General features: G+C 72.6%; 22 protein-coding genes. 9 read left to right on the top strand and 13 right to left on the bottom strand.

Features of this window, described 5'->3' with window-relative positions; all coding sequences use genetic code 11:
• Window positions 1-14: 14 nt before the first annotated feature.
• The 4 genes from V2S66_RS32435 (at window position 15) to V2S66_RS32450 (ending at window position 4,338) form a co-directional block, all read left to right on the top strand.
• Window positions 15-866 carry a hypothetical protein gene (locus V2S66_RS32435; protein WP_330800380.1) on the top strand — a complete coding sequence of 284 codons (852 nt, stop codon included), beginning with the start codon at window positions 15-17 and terminating at the stop codon, window positions 864-866.
• A 151-nt stretch (window positions 867-1,017) separates the two neighbouring features.
• Entirely contained in the window at window positions 1,018-1,764 is a 747-nt protein-coding gene (locus V2S66_RS32440) for a response regulator transcription factor (RefSeq protein WP_330800381.1), read from the top strand.
• A 5-nt stretch (window positions 1,765-1,769) separates the two neighbouring features.
• Window positions 1,770-3,353, top strand: coding sequence for a sensor histidine kinase (locus V2S66_RS32445; protein WP_330800382.1), 1,584 nt, complete (start codon window positions 1,770-1,772; stop codon window positions 3,351-3,353).
• A gap of 97 nt (window positions 3,354-3,450) precedes the next feature.
• Window positions 3,451-4,338, top strand: coding sequence for a helix-turn-helix domain-containing protein (locus V2S66_RS32450; RefSeq protein ID WP_330800383.1), 888 nt, complete (start codon window positions 3,451-3,453; stop codon window positions 4,336-4,338).
• A gap of 14 nt (window positions 4,339-4,352) precedes the next feature.
• Here the strand turns inward: V2S66_RS32450 and V2S66_RS32455 are convergent, their stop codons facing one another.
• The 3 genes from V2S66_RS32455 to V2S66_RS32465 form a co-directional block, all read right to left on the bottom strand.
• The gene (locus tag V2S66_RS32455; RefSeq protein ID WP_330800384.1) at window positions 4,353-5,111 is read right to left on the bottom strand and encodes an SDR family NAD(P)-dependent oxidoreductase; all 759 of its coding nucleotides are present in this window, start codon (window positions 5,109-5,111) and stop codon (window positions 4,353-4,355) included.
• A gap of 101 nt (window positions 5,112-5,212) precedes the next feature.
• Window positions 5,213-5,578, bottom strand: a complete 366-nt coding sequence (locus V2S66_RS32460; RefSeq protein ID WP_330800385.1) for a hypothetical protein — start codon at window positions 5,576-5,578, stop codon at window positions 5,213-5,215.
• Between the two features lie 106 nt (window positions 5,579-5,684).
• Window positions 5,685-6,599 (bottom strand): chitosanase, encoded by a 915-nt coding sequence (locus V2S66_RS32465; protein ID WP_330800386.1) that lies wholly within the window; start codon window positions 6,597-6,599, stop codon window positions 5,685-5,687.
• A 155-nt stretch (window positions 6,600-6,754) separates the two neighbouring features.
• Here V2S66_RS32465 and V2S66_RS32470 point away from each other — a divergent pair, with 155 nt between their 5' ends.
• Window positions 6,755-6,979 (top strand): DUF2277 domain-containing protein, encoded by a 225-nt coding sequence (locus V2S66_RS32470; protein ID WP_330800387.1) that lies wholly within the window; start codon window positions 6,755-6,757, stop codon window positions 6,977-6,979.
• On the opposite strand, the gene V2S66_RS32475 is transcribed toward V2S66_RS32470, so the two are convergent.
• The 3 genes from V2S66_RS32475 to V2S66_RS32485 form a co-directional block, all read right to left on the bottom strand.
• Window positions 6,970-8,424: an LCP family protein gene (locus tag V2S66_RS32475; RefSeq protein WP_330800388.1), complete on the bottom strand. Its 1,455-nt coding sequence runs from the start codon at window positions 8,422-8,424 to the stop codon at window positions 6,970-6,972. The genes V2S66_RS32470 and V2S66_RS32475 overlap by 10 nt on opposite strands.
• Window positions 8,425-8,665: 241 nt before the next feature.
• Window positions 8,666-9,121 carry an anti-sigma factor antagonist gene (locus V2S66_RS32480; RefSeq protein ID WP_330800389.1) on the bottom strand — a complete coding sequence of 152 codons (456 nt, stop codon included), beginning with the start codon at window positions 9,119-9,121 and terminating at the stop codon, window positions 8,666-8,668.
• 118 nt (window positions 9,122-9,239) lie between these two features.
• Entirely contained in the window at window positions 9,240-10,106 is an 867-nt protein-coding gene (locus tag V2S66_RS32485; protein WP_330800390.1) for a helix-turn-helix domain-containing protein, read from the bottom strand.
• Between the two features lie 202 nt (window positions 10,107-10,308).
• Between V2S66_RS32485 and V2S66_RS32490 the strand changes: the two genes are divergently transcribed.
• Window positions 10,309-10,764, top strand: a complete 456-nt coding sequence (locus V2S66_RS32490; protein ID WP_330800391.1) for an ATP-binding protein — start codon at window positions 10,309-10,311, stop codon at window positions 10,762-10,764.
• Window positions 10,765-10,807: 43 nt separating this feature from the next.
• Here V2S66_RS32490 and V2S66_RS32495 read toward each other — a convergent pair whose 3' ends face one another.
• Window positions 10,808-11,044 carry a DUF397 domain-containing protein gene (locus V2S66_RS32495; protein ID WP_330800392.1) on the bottom strand — a complete coding sequence of 79 codons (237 nt, stop codon included), beginning with the start codon at window positions 11,042-11,044 and terminating at the stop codon, window positions 10,808-10,810.
• A 236-nt stretch (window positions 11,045-11,280) separates the two neighbouring features.
• On the opposite strand from V2S66_RS32495, the gene metG reads away from it, so the two are divergent.
• Window positions 11,281-13,014: a methionine--tRNA ligase gene (gene metG, locus V2S66_RS32500; protein ID WP_330800393.1), complete on the top strand. Its 1,734-nt coding sequence runs from the start codon at window positions 11,281-11,283 to the stop codon at window positions 13,012-13,014.
• A 37-nt stretch (window positions 13,015-13,051) separates the two neighbouring features.
• Here metG and V2S66_RS32505 read toward each other — a convergent pair whose 3' ends face one another.
• From V2S66_RS32505 to aspS, 4 genes are all read right to left on the bottom strand, one after another.
• The gene (locus V2S66_RS32505; protein WP_330800394.1) at window positions 13,052-13,852 is read right to left on the bottom strand and encodes a L,D-transpeptidase family protein; all 801 of its coding nucleotides are present in this window, start codon (window positions 13,850-13,852) and stop codon (window positions 13,052-13,054) included.
• Between the two features lie 128 nt (window positions 13,853-13,980).
• Window positions 13,981-14,802, bottom strand: a complete 822-nt coding sequence (locus V2S66_RS32510; protein WP_330800395.1) for a hypothetical protein — start codon at window positions 14,800-14,802, stop codon at window positions 13,981-13,983.
• Complete coding sequence (locus V2S66_RS32515) at window positions 14,795-15,304, bottom strand: SigE family RNA polymerase sigma factor (protein WP_330800396.1); 510 nt, start codon at window positions 15,302-15,304, stop codon at window positions 14,795-14,797. Before V2S66_RS32515 ends, V2S66_RS32510 begins: the two co-directional genes overlap by 8 nt.
• 154 nt (window positions 15,305-15,458) lie before the next feature.
• Window positions 15,459-17,234 carry an aspartate--tRNA ligase gene (gene aspS / locus V2S66_RS32520; RefSeq protein ID WP_330800405.1) on the bottom strand — a complete coding sequence of 592 codons (1,776 nt, stop codon included), beginning with the start codon at window positions 17,232-17,234 and terminating at the stop codon, window positions 15,459-15,461.
• Window positions 17,235-17,357: 123 nt separating this feature from the next.
• Between aspS and V2S66_RS32525 the strand changes: the two genes are divergently transcribed.
• Window positions 17,358-19,415 (top strand): ATP-binding SpoIIE family protein phosphatase, encoded by a 2,058-nt coding sequence (locus V2S66_RS32525; protein WP_330800397.1) that lies wholly within the window; start codon window positions 17,358-17,360, stop codon window positions 19,413-19,415.
• 34 nt (window positions 19,416-19,449) lie between these two features.
• On the opposite strand, the gene V2S66_RS32530 is transcribed toward V2S66_RS32525, so the two are convergent.
• On the bottom strand, window positions 19,450-20,451 hold the full coding sequence (locus V2S66_RS32530; RefSeq protein ID WP_330800398.1) for a pirin family protein: 1,002 nt from the start codon (window positions 20,449-20,451) through the stop codon (window positions 19,450-19,452).
• A gap of 181 nt (window positions 20,452-20,632) precedes the next feature.
• Window positions 20,633-21,109, bottom strand: a complete 477-nt coding sequence (locus V2S66_RS32535) for an SseB family protein (RefSeq protein ID WP_330800399.1) — start codon at window positions 21,107-21,109, stop codon at window positions 20,633-20,635.
• Window positions 21,110-21,258: 149 nt separating this feature from the next.
• Between V2S66_RS32535 and V2S66_RS32540 the strand changes: the two genes are divergently transcribed.
• Entirely contained in the window at window positions 21,259-23,085 is a 1,827-nt protein-coding gene (locus V2S66_RS32540) for an acyl-CoA dehydrogenase (protein ID WP_330800400.1), read from the top strand.
• Window positions 23,086-23,165: the final 80 nt, after the last annotated feature.

Raw genomic sequence — 23,165 nt, forward strand, 5'->3', positions numbered from 1 at the left:
AGGGAGAAGCGGAGATGGCGCGACGCCGTACCGAGCTGGTCAAGGCAGACGCCGACGCGGATCTGCTGGTGCCGCACGCCGGTGGGATCGAGCCCGGGGGCATCCGGGCCGGCGAGGTCGAGCCCGTCGGGGAGGGGGCGGACGCCACCGCGCCGACCCGGCAGATCGAGATCTTCGAGGGCGCCGAGATCGTCGAGGGCCCCGGCGGCGCGCCCGCAGAGCGCCCCGAGGACGTGCTGGCCCAGCCGCCGGACGCCCGGGACATCTCGGCCGAGCTGGCCGCGCCGCCGCGGCGCAGGCTGCCGTGGCTGACGTTGGCGCTGTCCGCGTGCATCGTCGCGGCGGCCGCCTTCGCGGGCGGCGCGCTGGTCGAGAAGAGCCACCTGCGGAGCACGCCGGGCGGCACCGGGCGTGCGGGCACCTTCGCCGGAGGCGCCGGGGGCGCCGGGGGCCGGACCTTCGGCGGCTTCGGCGCCGGCGGCACCCGGACCGGGGCGGGTGCCGGGACCGGTACGGGCGCGGGCACGGGGGCCGCCGCGGGCGGGGCCGCGGGCTCCGGCGGCGCCGGCGGCTCGGGGGTGACGATCGGCACGGTCAAGCTGGTCGACGGCGACACCCTCTACGTCACCGACGCCTCCGGCGCCATCGTCAAGGTCACCACCGGCTCCTCGACCAAGGTCACGGAGGCCAAGGCCGGCAAGGTCGCCGACCTCCAGCCGGGCCAGTCCGTGACGATCCGCGGCAGCCAGAGCGCCTCCGGCGACATCGCCGCGACGACCGTCACCGAGGGCGCGGCGGCCGGCGGCTTCGCGGGCTTCGGCGGTTTCGGCGGCGGCGCGGCGGGCGGCGCCGGCGGAGGCAACTGAGCGGGCCGCCCGTTCACAGGCACAGGGCGTACGGTGCAGCGGCCGACATGTCGCCGCGGCGCCGTACGCCGCACACCCGCACACCCGCCGTACACCCGTACACCCGCACCGGCACCCGCACGACCGCGTCGCCACGGGCCAGGAGGACGCCATGGACACGCCGGAGGCCAGCCTGCTGGTCGTCGACGACGAACCGAACATCCGCGAGCTGCTCTCCGCCTCGCTGCGGTTCGTCGGGTTCCGCGTGGCCTCGGCGGCGACCGGCGCCGACGCGCTGGCCGCCGTCGCCAGGGACCGGCCCGACCTCGTCGTGCTCGACGTGATGCTCCCGGACATGACCGGCTTCGCGGTGGTCAAGCGGCTGCGCGAGGAGGCCGGGCCGTACGCCAGGCCCGGCGCGGGCGGGGCGGACGACCGGCTGCCGGTGCTCTTCCTGACCGCCAAGGACGGCGTCGAGGACAAGATCAGCGGCCTGACCGCGGGCGGCGACGACTACGTCACCAAGCCGTTCAGCCTGGAGGAGCTGATCGCCAGGATCCGGGCGATCCTGCGCCGCACCGGCGGCCCCACCGACGACGGGCGGCTGGTCGCGGGCGACCTCGAACTCGACCCCGTCGGCCACCAGGTGACCCGCGGCGGCCACCCCGTCTCGCTCTCCCCGACCGAGTTCAAGCTGCTCGCCTACCTGATGGCCAACACCGACCGGGTGGTCTCCAAGCTGCAGATCCTCGACCACGTGTGGGCCTACGACTTCGGCGGCGACCTGAGCATCGTCGAGTCGTACATCTCGTACGTGCGGCGCAAGGTCGACGCGGGCGCGCACGGCGCGCCCAAGCTGATCCACACCGTGCGGGGCGTCGGGTACGTGCTGCGCCGGCCGGCCCCGGGACAGGGCTGAGCGCCGTGCGCGCGGGGCACGGCGCGCGCCTGCGCCGGGTGCGCGGGTTCCGGCTGTCCGCGGTCTCGCTGCGGTCCCGGCTGGTGCTGCTGTGCCTGGCGCTGGTGCTGCTCGGGCTGACGGTGAGCGACACCCTCGTCCTCGGCTCGGTGCGCGGGCAGCTCGTCCAGCGCGTGGACCAGCAGCTGGAGCGGTACGGGCAGCCGCTGGCCCGGCGGCTCGGCACCGACGGCATCCCGGCGCCGCGCTATGTGCGGCCCGCGGGCGGCGGCGGGCCGGGCGGCGGCGCGAGGCCCTGGCTGCCCAGCCAGTTCGTGGTGGCGTTCGCGGCGTCCGACGGGCGCGTCGCGGAGCAGTTCCGGCTGCCGGTCGCCGCCAGCGACCCGCAGCCGCTGTGGCCCACGATGGACGCGGCGGGGCTGCGGGCGCGCCTCGACAAGCCGTTCGACGTGGCCAGCGACCACGGCGGCGGCCGCTGGCGGGTGCTGATCGTGCCGGTCGACTCCGCGCGGTCCGGCACCGGCGGTGTCTCCACCGCCGCGACCCCCGGCACACCGCTGCCCGCGGGCGTCGTGGTCGCCGCGTCCCTGGACGACGTGTCGTCCACCACCGACCGGCTGAGCACCGGCTTCCTGCTGATCGGCGCGCTGGTCGCGGCGGTGCTCGGGGTGGCCGGCTGGTTCGCGGTGCGCGCCGGGCTGCGCCCGCTGCGCCGCATCGAGGCGACCGCCGCGGAGATCGCCTCCGGCCGGCCGCTCTCCCACCGCATGCCGGCCGGCTCCCCCGGCACCGAGGCCGGGCGGCTCTCGCTCGCGCTCAACGGCATGCTCGCGCAGATCGAGTCCGCGTTCGCAGCGCGCGCCGAGTCCGAGGAGCAGATGCGGCGGTTCGTCGCCGACGCGGGCCACGAGCTGCGCACCCCGCTGGCCGGCATCCGCGGCTTCGCCGAGCTGTACCGGATGGGCGCGCTCGCCGACGAGAGCGACGTCAAGCGCACCATGACCCGGATCGAGAGCGAGGCGGTACGGCTCGGCGGCATCGTCGAGGACCTGCTGACCCTGGTCAGGATGGACGAGCAGCGGCCCGTCCAGCTCGCCCCGATGGACCTGCGCACCCTCGCGGTGGACGCGCTGCACGACACCACCGCCCTCGACCCGACCCGCACGGTGACGCTGACCGGCCCCGGCGGCCCCGGCACCCCTCCCGGCCCGGCCCCCGTGCTCGGCGACGAGGCGCGGCTGCGGCAGGTCGTCGCCAACCTCGTCGGCAACGCCGTCGCCCACACCCCGCCGGGCAGCCCGGTCAGGATCGGCGTCGGCACCGTCGGCGGCCAGGGCGTCCTGGAGGTCGCCGACGCCGGCCCCGGCATGACCGCCGCCGACGCCGCCCGCGTCTTCGAGCGCTTCTACCGCGTCGACACCTCCCGCTCCCGCCACCAGGGCGGCGGCGCCGGCCTCGGCCTGTCCATCGCCTCCGCCCTGGTCGCCGCCCACCACGGCCACGTCGAACTCGACACCGCCCCCCAGCACGGCGCGACCTTCCGCATCCGCCTCCCCTCCGCCCGCCCCGAACCCCGCCTCGACGCCTGAGGCCGCCACGGCCGGCGCGCCGCCGCGGGCATCCAGGGACGGAATCGGCCCACCCACGCGGGGCCGGTCCGCGGCCGCTCGGAGGGAGACTGGAGGCATGAACGCAGCGAACGGCAGTGGGTCCGGGGAGCTCGGGGCCTTCTTGAAGGCGCGGCGCGGCGAGCTGACTCCGCGCGAGGTCGGCCTGCCCGACGACGACAGGGACCGGCGGGTCAGCGGGCTGCGGCGGGAGGAGGTGGCGCGGCTGGCGGCGGTCAGCGTCGACTACTACACGCGCCTGGAGCAGGGCCGCAAGCCGGCGTCGGCGACCGTGCTGGCCACCCTGGTGCGGGCGCTGCGGCTGGACGAGGACCAGCAGCGGTACCTCTACACGCTGGCCGGCAAGCCCGCCGCGCGGCCGCGGCGGCGCGCGGCGCAGCGGGTGCGGCCGGCCATGTCCCGGCTGCTCGACCAGCTCACCGAGACGCCGGCGATCGTGCTCGGCCGCCGGATGGACGTGCTGGCCTGGAACCCGATGGCCAAGGCGCTCTACACCGACTTCGAGGCGCTGCGGCCCGCGCAGCGGAACTACGTCCGGCTGCTGTTCGCCGACCCCGCGATGCGGGCCCTGCACGCCGACTGGGAGGAGGCCGCGCGGACGGCCGTGGCCGCGCTGCGGATGGAGGCCGCCACCGACCCGGACGACCCGGACCTCGCCGCGCTGGTCGGCGAACTCTCCGTCCGGGACGGCGACTTCCGGTCCTGGTGGGCCGCCCACCACGCCACCGGCGCCGGCTTCGGCACCAAGAGGTACCGCCATCCCGTCGTCGGCGACCTCACCCTCGACTGCGACATGTGGGCCGGCCCCGAGGGCACCGACCAGCGCCTGATGGTCCTCACCGCCGCCCCCGGCACGCCCTCGCACGAGGGCCTGCGCATCCTGTCCTCGTGGGCCGCCGCCCCGCAGCCGGCCGACGGGAGCCGCCCGCACCCCCGCACCCGCTGAGCCGCGGGGCGCCGCTACGGGAAGAGGCGGCCCGAACTCGGGTGGTCCTGCGCGGCGTCGACGCGGATGTTGGCGCCGCTGACGCCGCTCGCGCGCGACGACAGGACGAAGAGGGCGGTGTCGGCGACCTCGTCGAGCGTGACGAGGCGGCCGCGGGGAAAGTCCTCGCGGGCGAACCGGGCGAAGTCCTCGGGCCGGTTGTCGCGGACCCACGCCCAGCCGCCGCCCTCGAACTCGACCGAGCCGGGGCTGAGCGCGTTGACGCGGATGCCCCGTGGGCCCAACTCCTGGGCCAGCGCCGCCGCGAGGTGGATCTCGGCGGCCTTCGCCGCGGCGTAGGAGGATCGCGGCCCCGGCTTCCAGCCGGTGATCGACGAGATGATCAGCGCGCTGCCGCCGCCGCGCCGCTCGAAGTGCGGCACCGCGGTGCGGATGGCGTGCGCGGCGTGCAGCGCGTTGATCGCGAAGGTGTCCGCCCACTCCTGCGGCGTCGAGTCCAGCAGCCCGCCGCCGAACGATCCCCCCGCGTTCGCCACCACCAGGTCGAGCCCGCCGAGCCGCCGCGCGGCCTCGTCGACCGCCCGGCCCAGCTGCTCCGGGTCGGTGACGTCGGCCTGCACGCCGGGCACCCCGCACTGCGCGAGCCGCCCCTCGTCCCGCCCGCACACCACGACCGACGCCCCCTCGGCGACGAGCGCCCGTGCGATCGCCAGCCCGATCCCCTGACTCCCGCCGGTGACGAACGCGGCCTTCCCGCCCAGTCCAAGATCCATCGGGCCACCGTCTCACCGCCCGCTGGCCGCGGACAAGATCCCCGGGGGTCGCGCGCCGGCCACCGTCCCGCGGGGCTCCAGGCCCCGCGGGGCCGTCGGCCTCAGACGTCGGCGATCTCGTCCGCGTAGACGCTGCTGAGCGGCTGCGGACCCACGTACTGCTGGCAGTTGCAGGTGCCCGCGGTGAACTCGGTGGGCTTGCGGTCGGCGTCCCAGGCGGTCGGGACCTCGACGAGCTCGTGGCACCTGCCCTGCTTGTCGTGCTTGGCGAGGTGGTGGGTGCAGCCGCAGATCGGCTCGGGCGGCCGACCGGCCGCCTCCAGCGCGCGGCGCTCGCGGCCGCGCGCCTCGATCTTCTCGATCCTGCGCTCGTGCCGGGTGCGCAGCGCGCCGCGCGTGGTGTCGGCGACGGCGCCGATCCCGCCCATCCCGAACAGCGCCACCAGCCACCACATCCAGCCGCTCATCGGCCGACCCCCGTATCGCTCAACGCGCCGTGTCGCGACCAGAGTAGACGCGCGAGGCCCGCCGCCGCGCCCCCAGGTCGCGACGGCGGGCCCCCTGTCCCGCGGACTACGGCAGCGTCAGGATCTGGTACGAGTCGCCGTAGGTCTTCCACTTCAGCGGCGGGTCCAGGTTGAGGTTGCCTGCCTTGAGGAAGACGCGCTGCTCGGTGTCGACGCGGCTGGTGTCGTCGTGGGCCGCCTCGGTGAGCATGGCGGCCTTGCGGGCGTCGAGGAAGGCGTTGAGGTAGGTGGTCTCGTTGCCGCCCTGGGCGGGGGTCTTGGCCTTCTTCATGGCGGTCTTGCGGATGCCGCCGAAGCTGACCGGGTCGTCGCCGGGGCCGTGCATGACGATGGCGTCGTAGTAGATGAACTGGCCGAGGGTGCCGAGGCCGTCCGTCTTCGCCTGGTTCACCGACGGGTCGAAGTACACCGCGTCGCGCTCGTCGTTCTGCGCGGTCTGGAAGACGGTGTCCTTGGCGGCGGTCTTCCAGTCGGCGACGAAGGCGCTGCCGAGGCCGGAGTGGGAGTCCGAGCCGTTGTCCCGCTCCAGGGCGGGGAGATACTTGGCGAGGACGTTGCCCGGCTTGAGGTCCTGGTAGTGCTGGACCAGTTCGAGCATGTCGCCGGTGCCGGAGCAGAAGCCGATGATGCCGGCGGTGTAGCCGCGGCCGTCGCCGATGTCCTCGATGTACTTGTACTGGGCCTTCCAGTTCAGCGAGGAGTTCTCCGCGGAGGAGACCAGCTCCATCGCGATCTCCTTCTTGTGCGGGTCGGCGAGACCGGTCCCGGTCGCCCGGGGGGCGGCGGCCGCGTGCGCGACGGGGTGCGCGACGGCGGCGTCCGAGGTGCCCGCCAGCGCGAGGGACCCGGCGCCCGCGGCGAGCACGCCCGCCGCGGCGACCATGGCGATCCGGCGGCCGGCCCGGCGCGACCGGTGCGCGCCGGCGGTTGCGGAGGAGGAGGAGTGGGGGGATGGCTGCATGGTGCGTCTCCGTTTCGAGGGTGGAGGCTCGCTCGACTGCCAAGTTAGGAAAGGTTCCTAACCAATGTGGGACAGTCAAGCACCAACGGGCCTGCCCGCCAAGGGGGCGCCCGCCCCAGGAGCGGGTTGTCGGCGCCCCGCGCCACACTGGAGGCATGTGCCGAAGCATCAAGACCCTCCGCCCCCCGATGACCCCCGAGGTGCACGACGAGGACGTGCACGCCGCCGCGCTGCAGTACGTCCGCAAGATCTCCGGCTTCCGCGCGCCCGCCGCGCACAACCGCGAGGTCTTCGACGCCGCGGTCGAGGCGGTCGCCGCCGCGACCGCCGCCCTGCTGGACGGCCTGGAGGTACGGGGCGCGACGCCCGCTCAGCCGTAGGAGAGCTTGGAGCAGGGGTTGGCGTCCGCGCTGCGCGCCTGCTGGGTGAGCGCCTTGGGCAGCGCCTTCGGCGTCGCCGTCGCGACCTTCGCGTAGTCCTGGCCGACGACCAGGTTGATGCCGGTGATGTGCAGCGGCACCAGCTGCGCGCCCGGGAACAGCTCGGCCAGCGACCGCGCGTGCGCGGCGTCCGCCGAGCCGTACTCGATACGGGTCGTGACGTGGTCCTGGGTGTGCGCGGTCGTGGTGCCGGTCACGGTGAAGTGGTCGGCCGCGATCCGGTCCGCGGCCTTGCCGCCCAGACCGTCGGTGGTGGTGCCGTTGAAGACGTTGACCGCGATGCCGGTGCCGTCCACCGCCGGCGCCGGGGTGGGCTTCGGCGCGACCTTGCCGGAGGCGTTGACGCCCTGGAGGGTGCGGTCGGCGCGCAGCTCGGCGAAGAGGTCGTCCACGTCGGGGTGGACCAGGTCGATGCGCGCGCCGTCGTACTTCCACGGCGCGGTGATGAACTGGATGTTCTTCAGGTCGATGCCCTTGAGCGACAGGCCGAAGGACATCAGCTTGGTGGCGGTGCCGAGACCGGAGTCCACGGTCAGCGACTTGGTCGCTGCGTTCGCCAGCGGCAGCAGCGTGGTGGGGTTCATGCCCTCGCCCTTGACCTTGCTGATCAGGGCGGAGAGGAACGCCTGCTGGCGGAGCATCCGGCCGACGTCCGAGTTGTCGCCGACGCCGTGCCGCACCCGGACGTAGTCCAGCGCCTTCTGGCCGGACAGGTTCCGCATCCCGGCCTGCAGGACGACCTTGCCCTTGTAGCCGAGGTTGGGGTTCATGTCCCCCTGGTAGATGGTGTTCGGCACGCAGACGTCGACGCCGTGCACGGCGGAGGTCATGGCCGCGAAGCCGGCGAAGTCCACCACCATGGTGTGGTCGACCCGCAGGCCGGTCAGCTTCTCTATCGTGTTCTGCGTGCAGGCCGGGTTGCCCTGCGCGGTGTCGCCCATCGAGAAGGCCGAGTTGAACTGGGCCTTGGGCTGGTCCGGCGACCAGGACCCGTTCGGCAGCAGGCACTTGGGTATGTCGACCAGCGAGTCGCGGGGTATGGATATGCCCACCGCGTGTTTGTGGTCGGGGTAGACGTGCAGCAGGATCGTGGTGTCCGAGCGGCCGATCGGCCCGGCCGCCGAGCCGCCCAGCTTGCCGTTCTCGCCGGAGCGGGTGTCGGAGCCGATCAGCAGGACGTTCACCGGCTTGTCGCCGTTGGCGTCGGCCTTCGCGGCCGCCGGGCGGTCCTTGCTCAGGCCGGCCGAGTCGAAGGTGCTGATGTTGGCGTTCAGCTTGAGATAGAGCGCACCACCGGCGCCGACCACCAGCACCGCCAGGGACACGGCGATCCCGATGACCCAGCGTTTGCGGCTCCGCTTGGGCTTCCGCCCACGAACGCCCATTCCCACACCTTCGGTCCAGTGACTTCAGCGCCCACCGACGCGGCAAGCCCCAACGATTACCACGCGGCCCCGCCGGAATATATGACTCCGGTCACACGTGCGCAGAGGCGGGGCGGCTGTCCGGCGAACCACTGTACGGGGTGGGAATGCGGGCACTCTGGAATGTGAGAAGAGTGACGCCGAAAGCAGCCTTTCCGGCATTTGCGGAAATGGCCCGGCGAGGGCGTTTCGGCCGCGCGGATCAGTCCGGCGGTGCAGCGTCCGGCCTCCCGCCGATTTCGTCACGCAAAGCATCCTCGACATGACGGTACGGATGGAAGACGCCGTCGAGTCCGGTGAGGGCGAGCAGTTTCCGCGTCGCCCGGTCGTCGCAGACCATGACCACCCGGCCGCCCCGGTCGGCGATCCGGCGGCGGGCCCGCACCAGCAGGGAGAGCCCGAAGCAGTCGATGAACTCCACCAGGCCGAGATCCAGCAGCACCAGGAGCGGCGGCAGGCCCTGCGCGGCCGCGGCGAGATGCGGCTCGACCGTCTCGGCGGTCGCCAGGTCGATCTCGCCGTGCAGCTCCACCACGGTCAGCGTGCCGAGCCGGTAGCTGCGGGCGTGCGCGGTCGGCGGCGGAATCGCGTCGCCGAGCCGGCGCGCGCGCTCCGGCCGCTGCTCCCCCTGCTGCTGCACCGTACGTCCCCTCGTCACGTCGGCCCCCCGTGCGACCTGCGGACTCGCGGCACAAACCTAGTGCCACCGCCGCGTCGCGCGGGAGGTCGTCGGGGACAAAGAGGGACGATATTCACCCAGAGGGGTGAAGATCACGTCACAGCTCGCGCTGGAAGGCGTGCAGCCAGTCGAGGGAGTCGGTCGCGTCCAGCGCGATCCGGTCCAGCGTGTCCATGGCCTTGGTGTACTCGGCGACCTCGTCCGGCTTGTCGATGTAGAGCGCGCCGGTCAGCTGCTCCAGGTACACCAGGTCCGGCAGATCGGACTCGGGGAAGCTCAGCAGCGTGAAGGCGCCGCCGCCCGCGGCGTGGCCGCCGGTCGCGAACGGCAGGATGCGGACGTCCACATTCGGCACGTCGGCGGTCTCCAGCAGATGCCGGACCTGCTCGCGCATCATCGCGGCGGTCCCGAACGGGCGGCGCAGCGCGCCCTCGTCCATCACCGCGACGAAGCGCGGCGCCTGCTCGGAGACGAGGAGCTTCTGCCGCTCCAGGCGTAGACCGACTCGTCTCTCCACCCAGGGTTCGGCTCCCTCGGGATGACCGAGCCGGATCACCGACCTTATGTACTCCTCGGTCTGCAGCAGACCGTGCACGAACTGCACCTCGAAGGTGCGGATGAGCGCGGCGGACTCCTCCAGCCCCACGTACGTCTGGAACCAGGTCGGCATCACCTCGCCGTATCCGTGCCACCAGCCGGCCGCGTTGGCCTCGCGGACGAGTCCGAGCATGGCGAGCCGCTCCCCCTCCTCGGTGACGCCGTACAGCGTCAGCAGGTCCGCGACGTCGCGCTCCTTGAAGCTGACTCTGCCCAGCTCCATGCGGCTGATCTTCGACTCCGACGCCCGGATGGAGTACCCCGCGTCCTCCCTGGTGATGCCCCGGGTCTCCCGCAGTCGACGCAGCTGCGCCCCGAGCAGCATGCGCCGCACGATGGACCCGCCTCCCGGCTGCCCTGCACTCATAGGTCACGCTCCGCCCTTAGCCCATCAGCAGTCTGCCACTGATGGACTGCGCGCAGTACCCATTCCGTCACTCTCCAACGCTCCGTGCATCACTTCCTTGCAGATGCACGTGCAGACGCTCTTGCATCGGAGGGTGCTGATCCTTGACCATGGTGGTCGTGCAGATACCTCGGGGGCTCGCATGAGGGCAGAGGCCACAGCTGTGCTGGAACCGTTATGGCAAGGCGTGCTCGCGCCCGAGCGACTCGCCGCCGGCCACGGGGCCACCTGTGAGCTGCCCGCGGCCCTCGCCTCCGTCCGCGAGGCGCGCCACTTCACCCGGCTGACCCTTCAGCACTGGGACCTGTACGCGCTGCGCGACTCCATCGAACTGGTCGCCTCCGAGCTGGTCACCAACGCGCTGCGGTACGCGGTCCCGGTGGGCGCCGCGGGCGCGCCGGTGCGGCTGAGCCTGATCCGCTGGACCACACGGGTGGTCTGTGCCGTGCGCGACCCCAGCGGGGTCGCGCCGATCGCCAAGGAACCCGACTTCGTCGCCGAGACCGGCCGCGGCCTGCACCTGGTCGAGTCGTTCAGTGAGAACTGGGGCTGGCACCCGCTGAGCGGGGCCGGAAAGGTGGTCTGGGCGCTTTTCCTCGCGCCCGGAATGCCCGAGTAGCCCGGCCGGCCGAAAGCGCCGGTGCGCCGACCGGAGATCCGGACTACGGCATCAGGTGGTCGAACTCGCCCGCCTTCACACCGATGATCATCGATTCGATCTCGGCCCGGGTGTAAATCAACGCCGGCCCGTCCGGAAAGCGCGAATTGCGCACCGCCACCTCACCGTCGGGCAGTGCCGCGAACTCCATGCACGTGCCATTGGCGTTGCTGTGACGGCTCTTCTGCCAGACGGCGCCCGTCAGGTCCTCCGCCGCCATTCCATTCTGCGTCCGGCGCATGGCTGCTCCCCATAAGTGCCTTGTCTGGTACCGGAGATGATAACGCGTGACTAGAGCACGTGCATGTGCACGTGCAAGTGCACGTGCAGTCACAGGGGGTGACTCCTGCCGCCAAAGGTCGTCTGCCCGTTCGGCGCCGGAAAATACCGGCGGGTCAGGTTGGCGGGGTCGGATATGATATTGACGGTCCGTAGTCGAATGACTCACTCCACGCAACGAATTGGGAGCAGCCTGCAATGGCTCGTCACCTCATCACCTCCGCCCTGCCCTATATCAATGGGATCAAGCACCTGGGCAACATGGTGGGGTCCATGCTCCCGGCCGACGTCTACAGCCGGTATCTGCGTCAGCGTGGCCACGACGTGCTCTACATCTGCGCCACCGACGAACACGGCACCCCCGCCGAACTGGCCGCCAAGGAGGCCGGTCTGCCGGTCGACGTGTTCTGCGCCCAGGCGCACGACGCGCAGAAGGCCATCTACGACGGGTTCGAGCTGTCCTTCGACTACTTCGGCCGCAGCTCCTCCGCGCAGAACCGCGACATCACCCAGGAGTTCGCCCGCAGCCTGGCCGCCAACGGCTTCATCGAGGAGCGGGCCATCCGGCAGGTCTACTCGCTGGACGACGAGCGCTTCCTGCCCGACCGCTACATCGTCGGCACCTGCCCGCACTGCGGCTACGACAAGGCCCGCGGCGACCAGTGCGAGAACTGCACCCGGGTGCTCGACCCGACCGACCTCATCGAGCCGCGCTCCGCGATCAGCGGCAGCGACCGGCTGGAAGTCCGCGAGACCAAGCACCTCTTCCTCCTGCAGTCGAAGCTGGCCGGCGAGGTCGAGGCGTGGATCGACGCCACCAGCGCGGACTGGCCGAACCTGGCCTCCTCGATCGCCCGCAAATGGCTCACCGAGGGCCTCCAGGACCGCGCGATCACCCGCGACCTCGAATGGGGCGTCCCCGTCCCCGCCGACACCTGGCCGGAGCTGGCCGCCGAGGGCAAGGTCTTCTACGTCTGGTTCGACGCGCCGATCGAGTACATCGGTTCCACCAAGGAGTGGTCGGACGCCGACCCGGAGCGGCGGAACTGGAAGTCCTGGTGGTACGAGGCGGACGCCGGCGAGAACCCGGTGCGCTACACCCAGTTCATGGCGAAGGACAACGTGCCCTTCCACACCGTGATGTTCCCGGCCACCCAGCTGGGCACCCGCGAGCCGTGGAAGCGCGTCGACTTCGTCAAGGCGTTCAACTGGCTCAACTACTACGGCGGGAAGTTCTCCACCTCCCAGCGCCGCGGCGTCTTCACCGACGCCGCGCTGGACCTGCTGCCCGCCGACTACTGGCGCTACTTCCTGATCGCCAACGCGCCCGAGTCCGACGACACGTCCTTCACCTGGGAGCTCTTCACCTCCTCGGTGAACAAGGACCTCGCCGACACCCTCGGCAACTTCGTCAACCGGGTGCTGTCCTTCTCCCGCAAGCGGTTCGGCGACGAGGTCCCCGCGGGCGCGCCGGCCGGCGAGGCCGAGACCCGGCTCGGCGAGCTGGTCGCCGCGCTGCTCGGGGAGTACGAGGGCCACCTGGACACCCTCCAGTTCCGCAAGGCCGCGCAGGCGCTGCGGGCGCTGTGGAGCGCGGGCAACTCCTACCTCGAGGAGAAGGCCCCCTGGCTGGAGATCAAGACCGACCCCGAGGGCGCCGCGCTGACGCTGCGCACCGCGATGAACCTGATCCACCTCTACGCGGTGATCTCCGAGCCGTTCATCCCGGCCTCCGCGAGGGCGATGCGCGCGGCTTTCACGCTGCCCGCGGACGACGCGGCGTGGGTCACCGCGGACCAGGCCAGGGCGCTCGACGCGGTGCCGGCCGGAGTCCCGTTCACGGTCCCGCCGGTGCTCTTCGCGAAGATCACCGACGAGGACCTGGAGTCGTACGTGGCGCGCTTCGGCGGCGACCCGGACGCGGCGGCGTAACACCGCACGTCCGGGCCGGGGGTGCCGGGCGGCCGGCTCAGCGCGCGAGCGCGGCCGCGTCGCCCATCACCACCACCGGGTGCAGCGCCGGGTCCAGGGTGCGCAGCAGGGTGCGCAGCACCGCCGCGGGCAGGCTCACGCAGCCCTCGGTCGGGCCGCCGTGGTCGACGTGCAGCCAGATGCCGCCGCCGCGGGACTCGCCCATCGGGCGCGTCCAGTCCCGCGGTGACGTGCCCGCCTTGCGGTTGTAGTTGATGGCGATCACGTAGTCGAACGCGCCCTTGAGGGACTCGCCGTCCACGCCGGTGCCGTGCGGGGTGAAGCCGATCGGCGCGTGCTCGTAGGTCAGCTTGGTGCCGGGGTCGGGCAGCCGGCCGCCGGCGTCGGTCAGCGTGAACACGCCGACGGGGGACCGCAGATCGCCGGAGTGGTGCTCGTCGGTCCAGCCGCGGGCGGCGTTGTGCGCCGGCCACGCAGGACCGGCCGCGACCCAACCGGACACGTCGTCGCGCCGGTAGAGGGTGACCCTCCCGGTGGTCGCGTCACGGCCCGCCCCGGTGACCAGCACCACCTGGCGGGCGTCCGCGGGGACTTCGGCGAGGGTGCGGGGGCCGACGCCGGGCAGCACGGCGGGCTGCTGGACCGGCGGCGCGGGCGCCTGCCTGCCCGCCCTGCCGACCTGCGGCTGCCCCGTGCCCAGCGGCGCGACCTCGGAGATCCGGGACGGCTGGGCGCCGGAGGCGTCGCCGGCGCAGCCGGTCAGCAGGGTGGACGCGGCCAGTGCGGCGAGGACGGCGGCGGCCGTGGGCGGGGCGACGCGGCGGCGTGCGGTGCGCATGATCGGGAAACGGCCTTTCACGAGGAAGGTCACGAGAAGTCGGGAGTACGGGTGACGTCCGGCGCGCCGTGCGGCGCCGTGCGGGCGTCGGGGGCCCGGCTGCGGGCCGCCGGGGGAGTCGGGTGGGGTCAGGAGAAGAAGGTGGTGGACAGCAGCGTCCTGACGCGGGCTTCCTGCCGGCCGCGCGGATGCGACAGGCAGGCGGTCGCGACGACCACCACGCCGGAGCCGGAGCCGTCGACGATCGTCGTGCCGAGCTGCTCGGTGCCGCCGACCGCGTGGCAGGCGTCGACCACCGGCTCGGCCGCGACGGCCATGCCGGAACCGCGCACCCGCAGCTTGTCCGCGGTGGCCTTGTTGAAGGAGAGCGTGAACTGCACCAAAACGCCGTCCTTCGCGAGCGTGCGGTCCAGCGGGGTGCAGAAGTCGTCGAGCTGGTGGGCGCAGCCGCCCTCCGGCAGGCCGAGGGTCTGCGTGGAGACGTAGCCCCTGGCGTCGTCGGAGGCGGTCAGCGCGTTCCACTCCTGCGGCATCACCACCTGCAGGCCGGCCACGTCGGGGAAGGGCACCGTGGTGGAGCCGGGCGGCGCGGTCGCGCCCTCGGCGGGCGCGCCGCCGGAGGCGGTCGGCGCGCTGCCCGAGGCCGGCGGCGCCAGGCTGGTCGCGTCGAGCCGCCCGCCGCCGTCGCGGTCGCCGAGCCCCGGCAGCAGCAGTCCCGCCGCCGCGATCGCGAGCACCGCGGTCAGGGACGTGCCGGCGGCCCGGCGCCTCCTGCGGCGCCGCACCCGTTCCCGTACGCTCTCCAGCCGCTGGGCGGGCGCGGGCAGTTGGGGCACCGCGCGCTCCAGCAGCGCCCGCAGCTCGCGCTCGGCGGACTCGGGTGCGGACTCGGGTGCGGCCCCGTCGTCGTGCGCGCGGTACGCGTCCTGGTGCGCGTCGTGGTCAGTCACCCGGATCACCGCCGTCCACGGCGACGGCCGCGGGCAGCCTGCCGCGCAGCGAGTTCAGCGCCTTGGACGCCTGGCTCTTGACGGTGCCCTCCGAGCAGCGCAGCACCTCGGCGGTCTCCGCGACGCTCAGGTCCTCGAAGTAGCGCAGCACCACGACCGCGCGCTGCCGCACCGGCAGCGCGCGGATCGCCTCGGCCAGCGCCTGTTCCAGGTCGACGTCGGCGAACGGGTCCGCCGTCGAGACCCGGTCGGGCAGCTCGCCGTGCGGCAGCTCGCCCCGCCAGCGGCGGCGCCACCACGAGGCGTGCGTGTGCACCAGGGCCTTGCGGGCGTACGCCTCCGGGTTCTCCCCCGCGATCCGAGGCCACTTGGGCCAGATCCTGGCCAGCACGGTCTGCAGCAGGTCCTCCGCGAGGTGCGCGTCGCCCGTGAGGAGCCACGCGACGCGCAGGAGCCTGGGGCCCCTCGCCGCGACCCACTCCTCGAACCCGGGTTCGCTCACCGTATGTCCTCTCCACACCCCTCCAACACGGTGTGGCTCCTGCCGGGTTGCCTCCGCGTCCGGACGGGACCGGTCCGCCGCCGGCCGGACCCCGGTCAGGCTCCGGCGACGGCTCCGGCCCCCGCTGCGGCCAGGGCTCCGGCCCCCGCCCCGGTCATGACTTCGGTGCGGGCCTGCGCAGGTTGATGTGGAGCTCGCGCAGTCGCGCCTCGGAGACCTCGGTGGGCGCGCCCATGAGGAGGTCCTGCGCGTTCTGGTTGAGCGGGAACGCGATGGTCTCGCGGATGTTGGGCTCGTCGGCGAGGAGCATGACCATGCGGTCGACGCCGGGGGCGATGCCGCCGTGCGGCGGGGCGCCGTAGTGGAACGCGCGGAGCATGCCGCCGAACTCCGCCTCGACGGTGTCCCGGTCGTACCCGGCGATCTCGAAGGCGCGGTACATCACCGCGGGCTCGTGGTTCCTGATCGCGCCGGAGGACAGCTCGATGCCGTTGCAGACGATGTCGTACTGCCAGGCGAGGATGTCCAGCGGGTCCTTGCCGTTCAGCGCCTCCAGACCGCCCTGCGGCATCGAGAACGGGTTGTGCGAGAACTCGATCTGCCCGGTGTCCTCGTTGCGCTCGAACATCGGGAAGTCCACGATCCAGCAGAACCGGAAGTCGCCCTCCTCGAACTGCCCGGCCCGCTTGGCCGCCTCGACCCGGACCGGGCCCATGATCCGGGAGACCTCGTCGAACTCCCCGGCGCCGAAGAAGATCGCGGTGCCCGGCTTCGCGCCGACCGCGGCGAGCAGCGCGGTCACGTCGTCCTCGGTGAGGAACTTCGCGATCGGCCCGGTGAGGGCGCTCTTGCCGGCGCCCTCGCCGACCCGGACCCAGGCCAGGCCCTTGGCGCCGAGCGAGACCGCGTAGTCCCCGAGCGAGTCGAAGAACTTCCGCGGCTGGTCGGCGGTGTCCGGCACGGCCAGCGCCCGCACGTGCCGGCCGGCGAACGCCTTGAAGTCGGAGTCGGCGAAGATCGGGGAGACGTCGACGAGTTCGAGCGAGGTGCGCAGGTCCGGCTTGTCGTTGCCGTACTTGACCATCGACTCGCGGAACGGGATGCGCGGGAACGGCGAGGTCACCGTGCGGCCGCCGCCGAACTCGGTGAACAGGTCGGTCATCACCTTCTCGATGACCCCGAAGACGTCCTCCTGCTCCACGAAGCTCATCTCGACGTCGAGCTGGTAGAACTCGCCGGGCGAGCGGTCGGCGCGGGAGTCCTCGTCGCGGAAGCACGGCGCGATCTGGAAGTAGCGGTCGAAGCCGGAGATCATCAGCAGCTGCTTGAACTGCTGCGGGGCCTGCGGCAGCGCGTAGAACCGGCCGGCGTGCACCCGGGAGGGCACCAGGAAGTCGCGGGCGCCCTCGGGCGAGGTCGCCGAGAGGATCGGGGTGGCCATCTCGTTGAAGCCGAGCGCGGTCATCTCGCGGCGCAGGAAGGCGATCACCTGGGTGCGCAGCATGATGTTGCGGTGCATGCGCTGGCGGCGCAGGTCCAGGAAGCGGTTGGTGAGCCGCATCTCCTCGTTGGCGTTGTCCTCGGGGAAGACCGGGAAGGGCAGCGCGTCGGCGGCGCCCAGCACCTCCAGGGAGGTCACCTCGACCTCGACCGCGCCGGTGGGCAGCTCGGGGTTGACGTTCTCCGCCGAGCGGGCGACGACCCGGCCGTCGACGCGGACCACGGACTCCTTGGACTGGCCGCTCAGCTGGTCGTAGGCCGGCGAGCCGGGGCGCACCACGAGCTGCGTGAAGCCGTAGTGGTCCCGCAGGTCGACGAAGAGGATGCCGCCCAGATCGCGGCGGTTGTGCAGCCAGCCGGACAGGCGCACGTCGCCGTCGACGTCGGTGGCGCGCAGCTCTCCGCAGGTGTGGGACCGGTACCGGTGCATCATTCGTCCAAGTCGTCAGGTCGGCGCGATGGTGGGGAACCCGCACAGCCTACCGGCGGCGCCCGCCGTCTCCCCATTCGGATACATGCGGCCATATCACCTCCCACCGCCTAAACTGGCCCAATGCGTACCGAGGACGTCCTCGCGGCCGTGGGGTACGGGCTGTGGCAGTGGGACGAATCCACCGGAACCGTCACGGTCGACGGTCGCGCCGCCCGGCTGCTGGGGCTCACCGGCGGCCCGGCCACGCACCGCTCCTCCGCCGTCCGTGCCTGTCTGCACGCGGCCGACTACGTGGCGCTGTCCGGCGCGGTCTCGCTGGCCATCGCGGAGGGCACGGTCGCCGACTCGATGCTGCGCGTGGTGGGCGTGGACGGCGCCGTGCAGCGCACCGTACGGGCCAGGCTGCGCCCGCAGGGCCCGCTGCTCAGCGGCACCGTGCACGAGGTCCGCAACCGCTCGGGCGGCGGCCCCGCGCCCGCCGACCGGCGGCGTTCCCGCGAGGCGTTCCTGCTGGACGCCGGCCGGGCGCTGGCCGAGGCCGACTCCACCGCGGAGGTGCTGCGGGTCGCCGCCACCCTGTCGATGCCCGGCTTCTCGCCCGACGGGCTGGCCGTCTTCGGCGTCGAAGGCGACCGGCTGTCCGTCATCGGCCACCACGGGCAGAACTCCGCCGCGGACGCCGCCTTCGACGACCTGTCGCTGACCGCGGACTACCCGGCCGCCCTGGTCGCCCGCACCGGCCGCGCGGTCTACGTGCCGAGCCCGGAGGTGTACGAGGAGCGCTTCCCGCTGAGCTGGCCCGCGGTCGCGCCGTACGGCCGCACCTCCTGGGCGTACCTGCCGCTGACGGTGGCGGGCACCACCATCGGCGCCTGGATGGCGGCCTTCCGCGAGCCGGTGGAGTTCACGCCCGACGAGCGGTCGGTGCTCACCACGGTCGCCAGGATGCTCGCCCAGGCGCTGTCCCGCGCGCACGTCCACGAGTCGGAGCGGGCCCTGTCCGACGGCCTGCAGCGCACCATGCTGCCGGCCCGCGAGCCGGGCATCGACGGCATGGCGGTCGCCGCCCGCTACGTGCCGACCGGCGGCGGCCTCCAGGTCGGCGGCGACTGGTACGACGTGATCGAGCTGCCCACCGGCCGCACCGCCATCGTCATCGGCGACGTCCAGGGCCACGACGTGCGCGCCGCGGGCCTGATGGGCCAGCTGCGGATCGCCCTGCGGGCCTACGCGGCGGAGGGCCACGGCCCGGACGCGGTGCTCTCCCGCACCTCCCGCTTCCTGGCCGGCCTCGCCGACGAGGGCCACGCCGACGACGTGCGCTTCGCGACCTGCCTGTACGTGGAGGTCGACCCGGCCGCCGGCACCCTGGACCTGGCCAGGGCCGGCCACCCGGAGCCCGCGATCCGGCTGGGCGACGGCACCACGATCATCCGGCGCACCGAAGGCGGCCTGCCGCTGGGCGTCGAGCCGGACACCGACTACCCCACGACGCGGCTGGCGCTGGAACCGGGCGAGGTGCTGCTGGTGTGCACCGACGGCCTCATCGAGACCGGCGGCCACGACCTGGACACCGGCTGGCAGCGGCTGTGCGACGTCCTCGAGAGCGGCCCTGCCGACGACCTGGAGGAGCTGGCCGACTCCCTGGTCAGGGCGGTGCACGGGCCGGCCTCCCACCACACCACCGGGCCGCTGGCCGACCGCCGCGAGGACGACATCGCGCTGGTGCTGCTGCGCCGCGACCCGGACGGACCGACCTGCGCGGTGCCGCTGCGCCGCACGGTGCTGCGGGTCGCGCAGAACGACCCGGCCGGCATCCGCGCGGCCCGCGGCGACATCCACGCGCTGCTGCACGACTGGACCTCGCCCGACCAGCTGGACTCCGCGGTGCTGCTGGTCTCCGAGCTGATCACCAACGTCCTGGTGCACACCGACGCGGACGCCGCGCTGACCGCGGAGGTCAGCGGCATGCCCGGCACCCGCCGCCTGCACATCCAGGTCGGCGACAGCTCGGACGAGATGCCGCACCGCCGCTCCCCCGGCGAGATGGCCTCCTCGGGGCGCGGCCTGCTGCTGATGCAGGAGCTCGCCGACGCGTGGGGCGTCGACCCCGACGGCGTCGGCAAGTCCATCTGGTTCGAGATCCACGAGACCAGGCCGCCCGCCGCCACCGGCTGACCCGCGCGGCCCCGCTGCCCAGCCGCCTTACGGCTCAGCGGCCGTGCGGTGAGTCCGCCGGGATCGTGCCGAGCCGGCCGGCCTGGAAGTCGTCGAAGGCCTGGGCGAGTTCGGCGTGGGTGTTCATCACGAACGGGCCGTACTGCATCATCGGCTCGCGGATCGGCAGCCCGCCGAGCAGGACGACCTCGAAGTGGGGCGAGCGGTCCTGCGTCTCGTCGGCGCGCAGGGTGATCGTGTCCGTGGCGGCGCCGCCGCGGGAGGCGTTCCCCTTGCCGAAGACCACCGCCTGGCCCATCCGGAACGGGCGGTCCTGCGGTCCCGCGACGCCGCGGCCGGCCAGGCCGTAGGCGAGCGCGTTGAAGTCCGCGCGCCACGGCAGCGTCAGCTCGGCGCCGGGGTTGAGCGAGACGTGGATCATGGTGATCGGCGTGTGGGTGGCGCCGGGGCCGCGGTGCACGGTGCCGTCGCCGGAGGTGATCTCGCCGGCGATCAGCCGGATCAGCCCGGCGCCGTCGCCGGAGGCGAGCAGCTTCAGTCCGCCGGCCCTGATGTCCTGGTACTTCGGCGGCATCATCTTGTCGGCCTTCGGCAGGTTCACCCACAGCTGCAGGCCGTGGAAGAGGCCGCCGCTCATCACCAGCGACTCCGGCGGCGTCTCGATGTGCAGCAGCCCGGAGCCGGCGGTCATCCACTGCGTGTCGCCGTTGGTGATGGTGCCGCCGCCACCGTGGCTGTCCTGGTGGATGAAGGTGCCGTCCATGATGTAGGTGACGGTCTCGAAGCCGCGGTGCGGGTGCCACGGGGTGCCCTTCGGCTCGCCCGGCGCGTACTCCACCTCACCCATCTGGTCCATCATGATGAACGGGTCGAGGTGCTTGTAGTCGATGCCGGCGAAGGCGCGGCGGACCGGGAAGCCCTCGCCCTCCAGGCCGCTGGGCGCGGTGCTGACCGACAGCACGGGGCGCGGCGCGGCCCCGGCGGGCGCGGTCACCCGCGGCAGGGTCAGCGGGTTCTCTACGGTGACGGCGGGCATGTGGGGTGCCTCCTTGTGCGATGTCCCCAACCAACTTAGTTGAACTCTGAACATCTAGCAAGGCGTGACTATTCCGTCACGGACACGAGGGGGCGCGAGGGACCCGGATCGAGGGGCACGAGGGGGACGCCGGAGGACGCCAGGGGACGCGGCGCCGAGCGGCGGGAACGCCGGGGACGGCTCAGCCGTACATCCGGCGCATGGTGAAGTCGACCATCTGCTCGACCGCCTTGGCGTCGAAGACCATCCGGTGCCGGCCGTCGATGTCCAGCACGAAGCCGTAGCCGGTGGGCAGCAGGTCGAGCACCTCGGCGCCGGTGATCACGAAGAACTTGGACTCCTTGCCCGCGTAGCGCCGCAGCTCCTTGAGGGAGGAGAACATCGGGATGACCGGCTGCTGGGTGTCGTGCAGCGCCAGGAAGCCCGGGTTCTCGCCCCGCGGGCAGTACACCTTGGAGGTGGCGAAGACCGCCTGGAAGTCCTCCGCGGCCATCGAGCCGGTGGTGAAGGCGCGCACCGCGTCGGCCAGCGACGGCGGGGACGGCTCCGGGTAGGCGGGCGCCGGCTCCTGGTAGCCGCCATGGCCGCCGGGCATGGATGCGGGACCCGGGACCGGCCCCCCGGGACCGGGGTTCGCACTCTGCTCGTAGCCGTACACGCGCCCTAGCGTAACGAAAGGAAAGGGTCACATCGGCCCGGTAGGGGTTGCTTCTTGTTACCGCCGGGTAGCATCATCGAGGTCACACCACTTGTCCTACCTTCACCTCACGACCAGATGTGAACGCAGCAGCGATACGGAGCCTCGTCATGGGCCACTACAAGTCGAACCTCCGCGACATCGAGTTCAACCTCTTCGAGGTGCTCGGCCGCGACCAGCTCTACGGCACGGGTCCGTTCGCGGAGATGGACGTGGAGACCGCGAAGGACATCCTCGGTGAGCTGGCCCGCCTCGCGGAGAACGAGCTGGCCGAGTCCTTCACCGACGCCGACCGCAACCCGCCCGTCTTCGACCCCGAGACCAGCACCGCCCCGGTCCCGGCCACCTTCAAGAAGAGCTACGACGCCTTCATGCAGTCCGAGTACTGGCGGCTGGGCCTGCCCGAGGAGATCGGCGGCACCACCGCGCCGCGCTCCCTCATCTGGTCCTACGCGGAGCTGGTGCTCGGCTCCAACCCGGCGGTGTGGATGTACACCTCGGGACCGGCCTTCGCCGGCATCCTCTACGAGGAGGGCACCGAGGAGCAGAAGAAGATCGCCGCCCTCGCGGTCGAGAAGCAGTGGGGCTCCACCATGGTGCTCACCGAGCCGGACGCCGGCTCGGACGTCGGCGCCGGCCGCACCAAGGCGGTCCGGCAGGACGACGGCAGCTGGCACATCGAGGGCGTCAAGCGCTTCATCACCTCGGGCGAGCACGACATGTCCGAGAACATCATCCACTACGTGCTGGCCCGCCCCGAGGGCGCAGGACCCGGCACCAAGGGCCTGTCGCTCTTCATGGTCCCGAAGTACGAGTTCGACTTCGAGACCGGCGAGCTGGGGGCGCGCAACGGCGTGTACGCCACCAACGTCGAGCACAAGATGGGCCTGAAGGCGTCCAACACCTGCGAGATGACCTTCGGCGACCGGCACCCCGCCAGGGGCTGGCTGATCGGCGAGAAGCACGACGGCATCCGGCAGATGTTCCGGATCATCGAGTTCGCCCGGATGATGGTCGGCACCAAGGCCATCGCCACGCTGTCCACCGGCTACCTCAACGCGCTGGAGTACGCCAAGGAGCGCGTGCAGGGCCCGGACCTGGCGCAGTTCATGGACAAGGCCGCGCCGAAGGTCACCATCACCCACCACCCCGACGTGCGCCGCTCGCTGATGACGCAGAAGGCGTACGCCGAGGGGATGCGCGCGCTGGTGCTCTACACCGCCTCGGTGCAGGACGCCATCCAGGTCGCCGAGGCGTCCGGCGAGGACGCCACCCAGCTGCACGGGCTCAACGACCTGCTGCTGCCGATCGTCAAGGGCTACGGCTCGGAGAAGTCCTACGAGCAGCTCGCCCAGTCCCTGCAGACCTACGGCGGCTCCGGCTACCTGCAGGAGTACCCGATCGAGCAGTACATCCGGGACGCCAAGATCGACACCCTCTACGAGGGCACCACCGCGATCCAGGGCCAGGACTACTTCTTCCGGAAGATCGTCCGCGACCAGGGCCAGGCGCTGACCGCTCTGAGCGAGGAGATCAAGAAGTTCCTCGCCGAGGCGTCCGGCGGCGAGGAGCTGGCCGCCGCCCGCGACCAGCTGGCCAAGGCCGCGGTCGACCTGGAGGCGATCGTCGGCGCCATGCTGACCGACCTCGCCGCCACCGAGCAGGACGTCCGCTCGATCTACAAGGTCGGCCTGAACACCACCCGGCTGCTGCTCGCCTCCGGCGACGTGGTGGTGGCCTACCTGCTGCTGCGCGGCGCGACCGTGGCCGCGGAGAAGCTGCCGTCCGCGACCGGCAGGGACGCCGCCTTCTACGCGGGCAAGATCGCGGCCGCGAAGTTCTTCGCGACCGGCATCCTGCCGGGCGTGGGCGTGCAGCGCGCGCTGGCCGAGGCCGTCACGCTCGACGTGATGGACCTGCCGGAGGAGTCCTTCTGATCCGCCCGGCCGGGCGGGGGGGGGGGGGGGGGGGGGCCCCCCCCCCCCCCCCCCCCCCCCCCCCCCCCCCCCCCCCCCCC

It is taken from the genome of Actinacidiphila polyblastidii, assembly GCF_036353415.1.
GTDB classification, from domain to species: domain Bacteria; phylum Actinomycetota; class Actinomycetes; order Streptomycetales; family Streptomycetaceae; genus Actinacidiphila; species Actinacidiphila polyblastidii.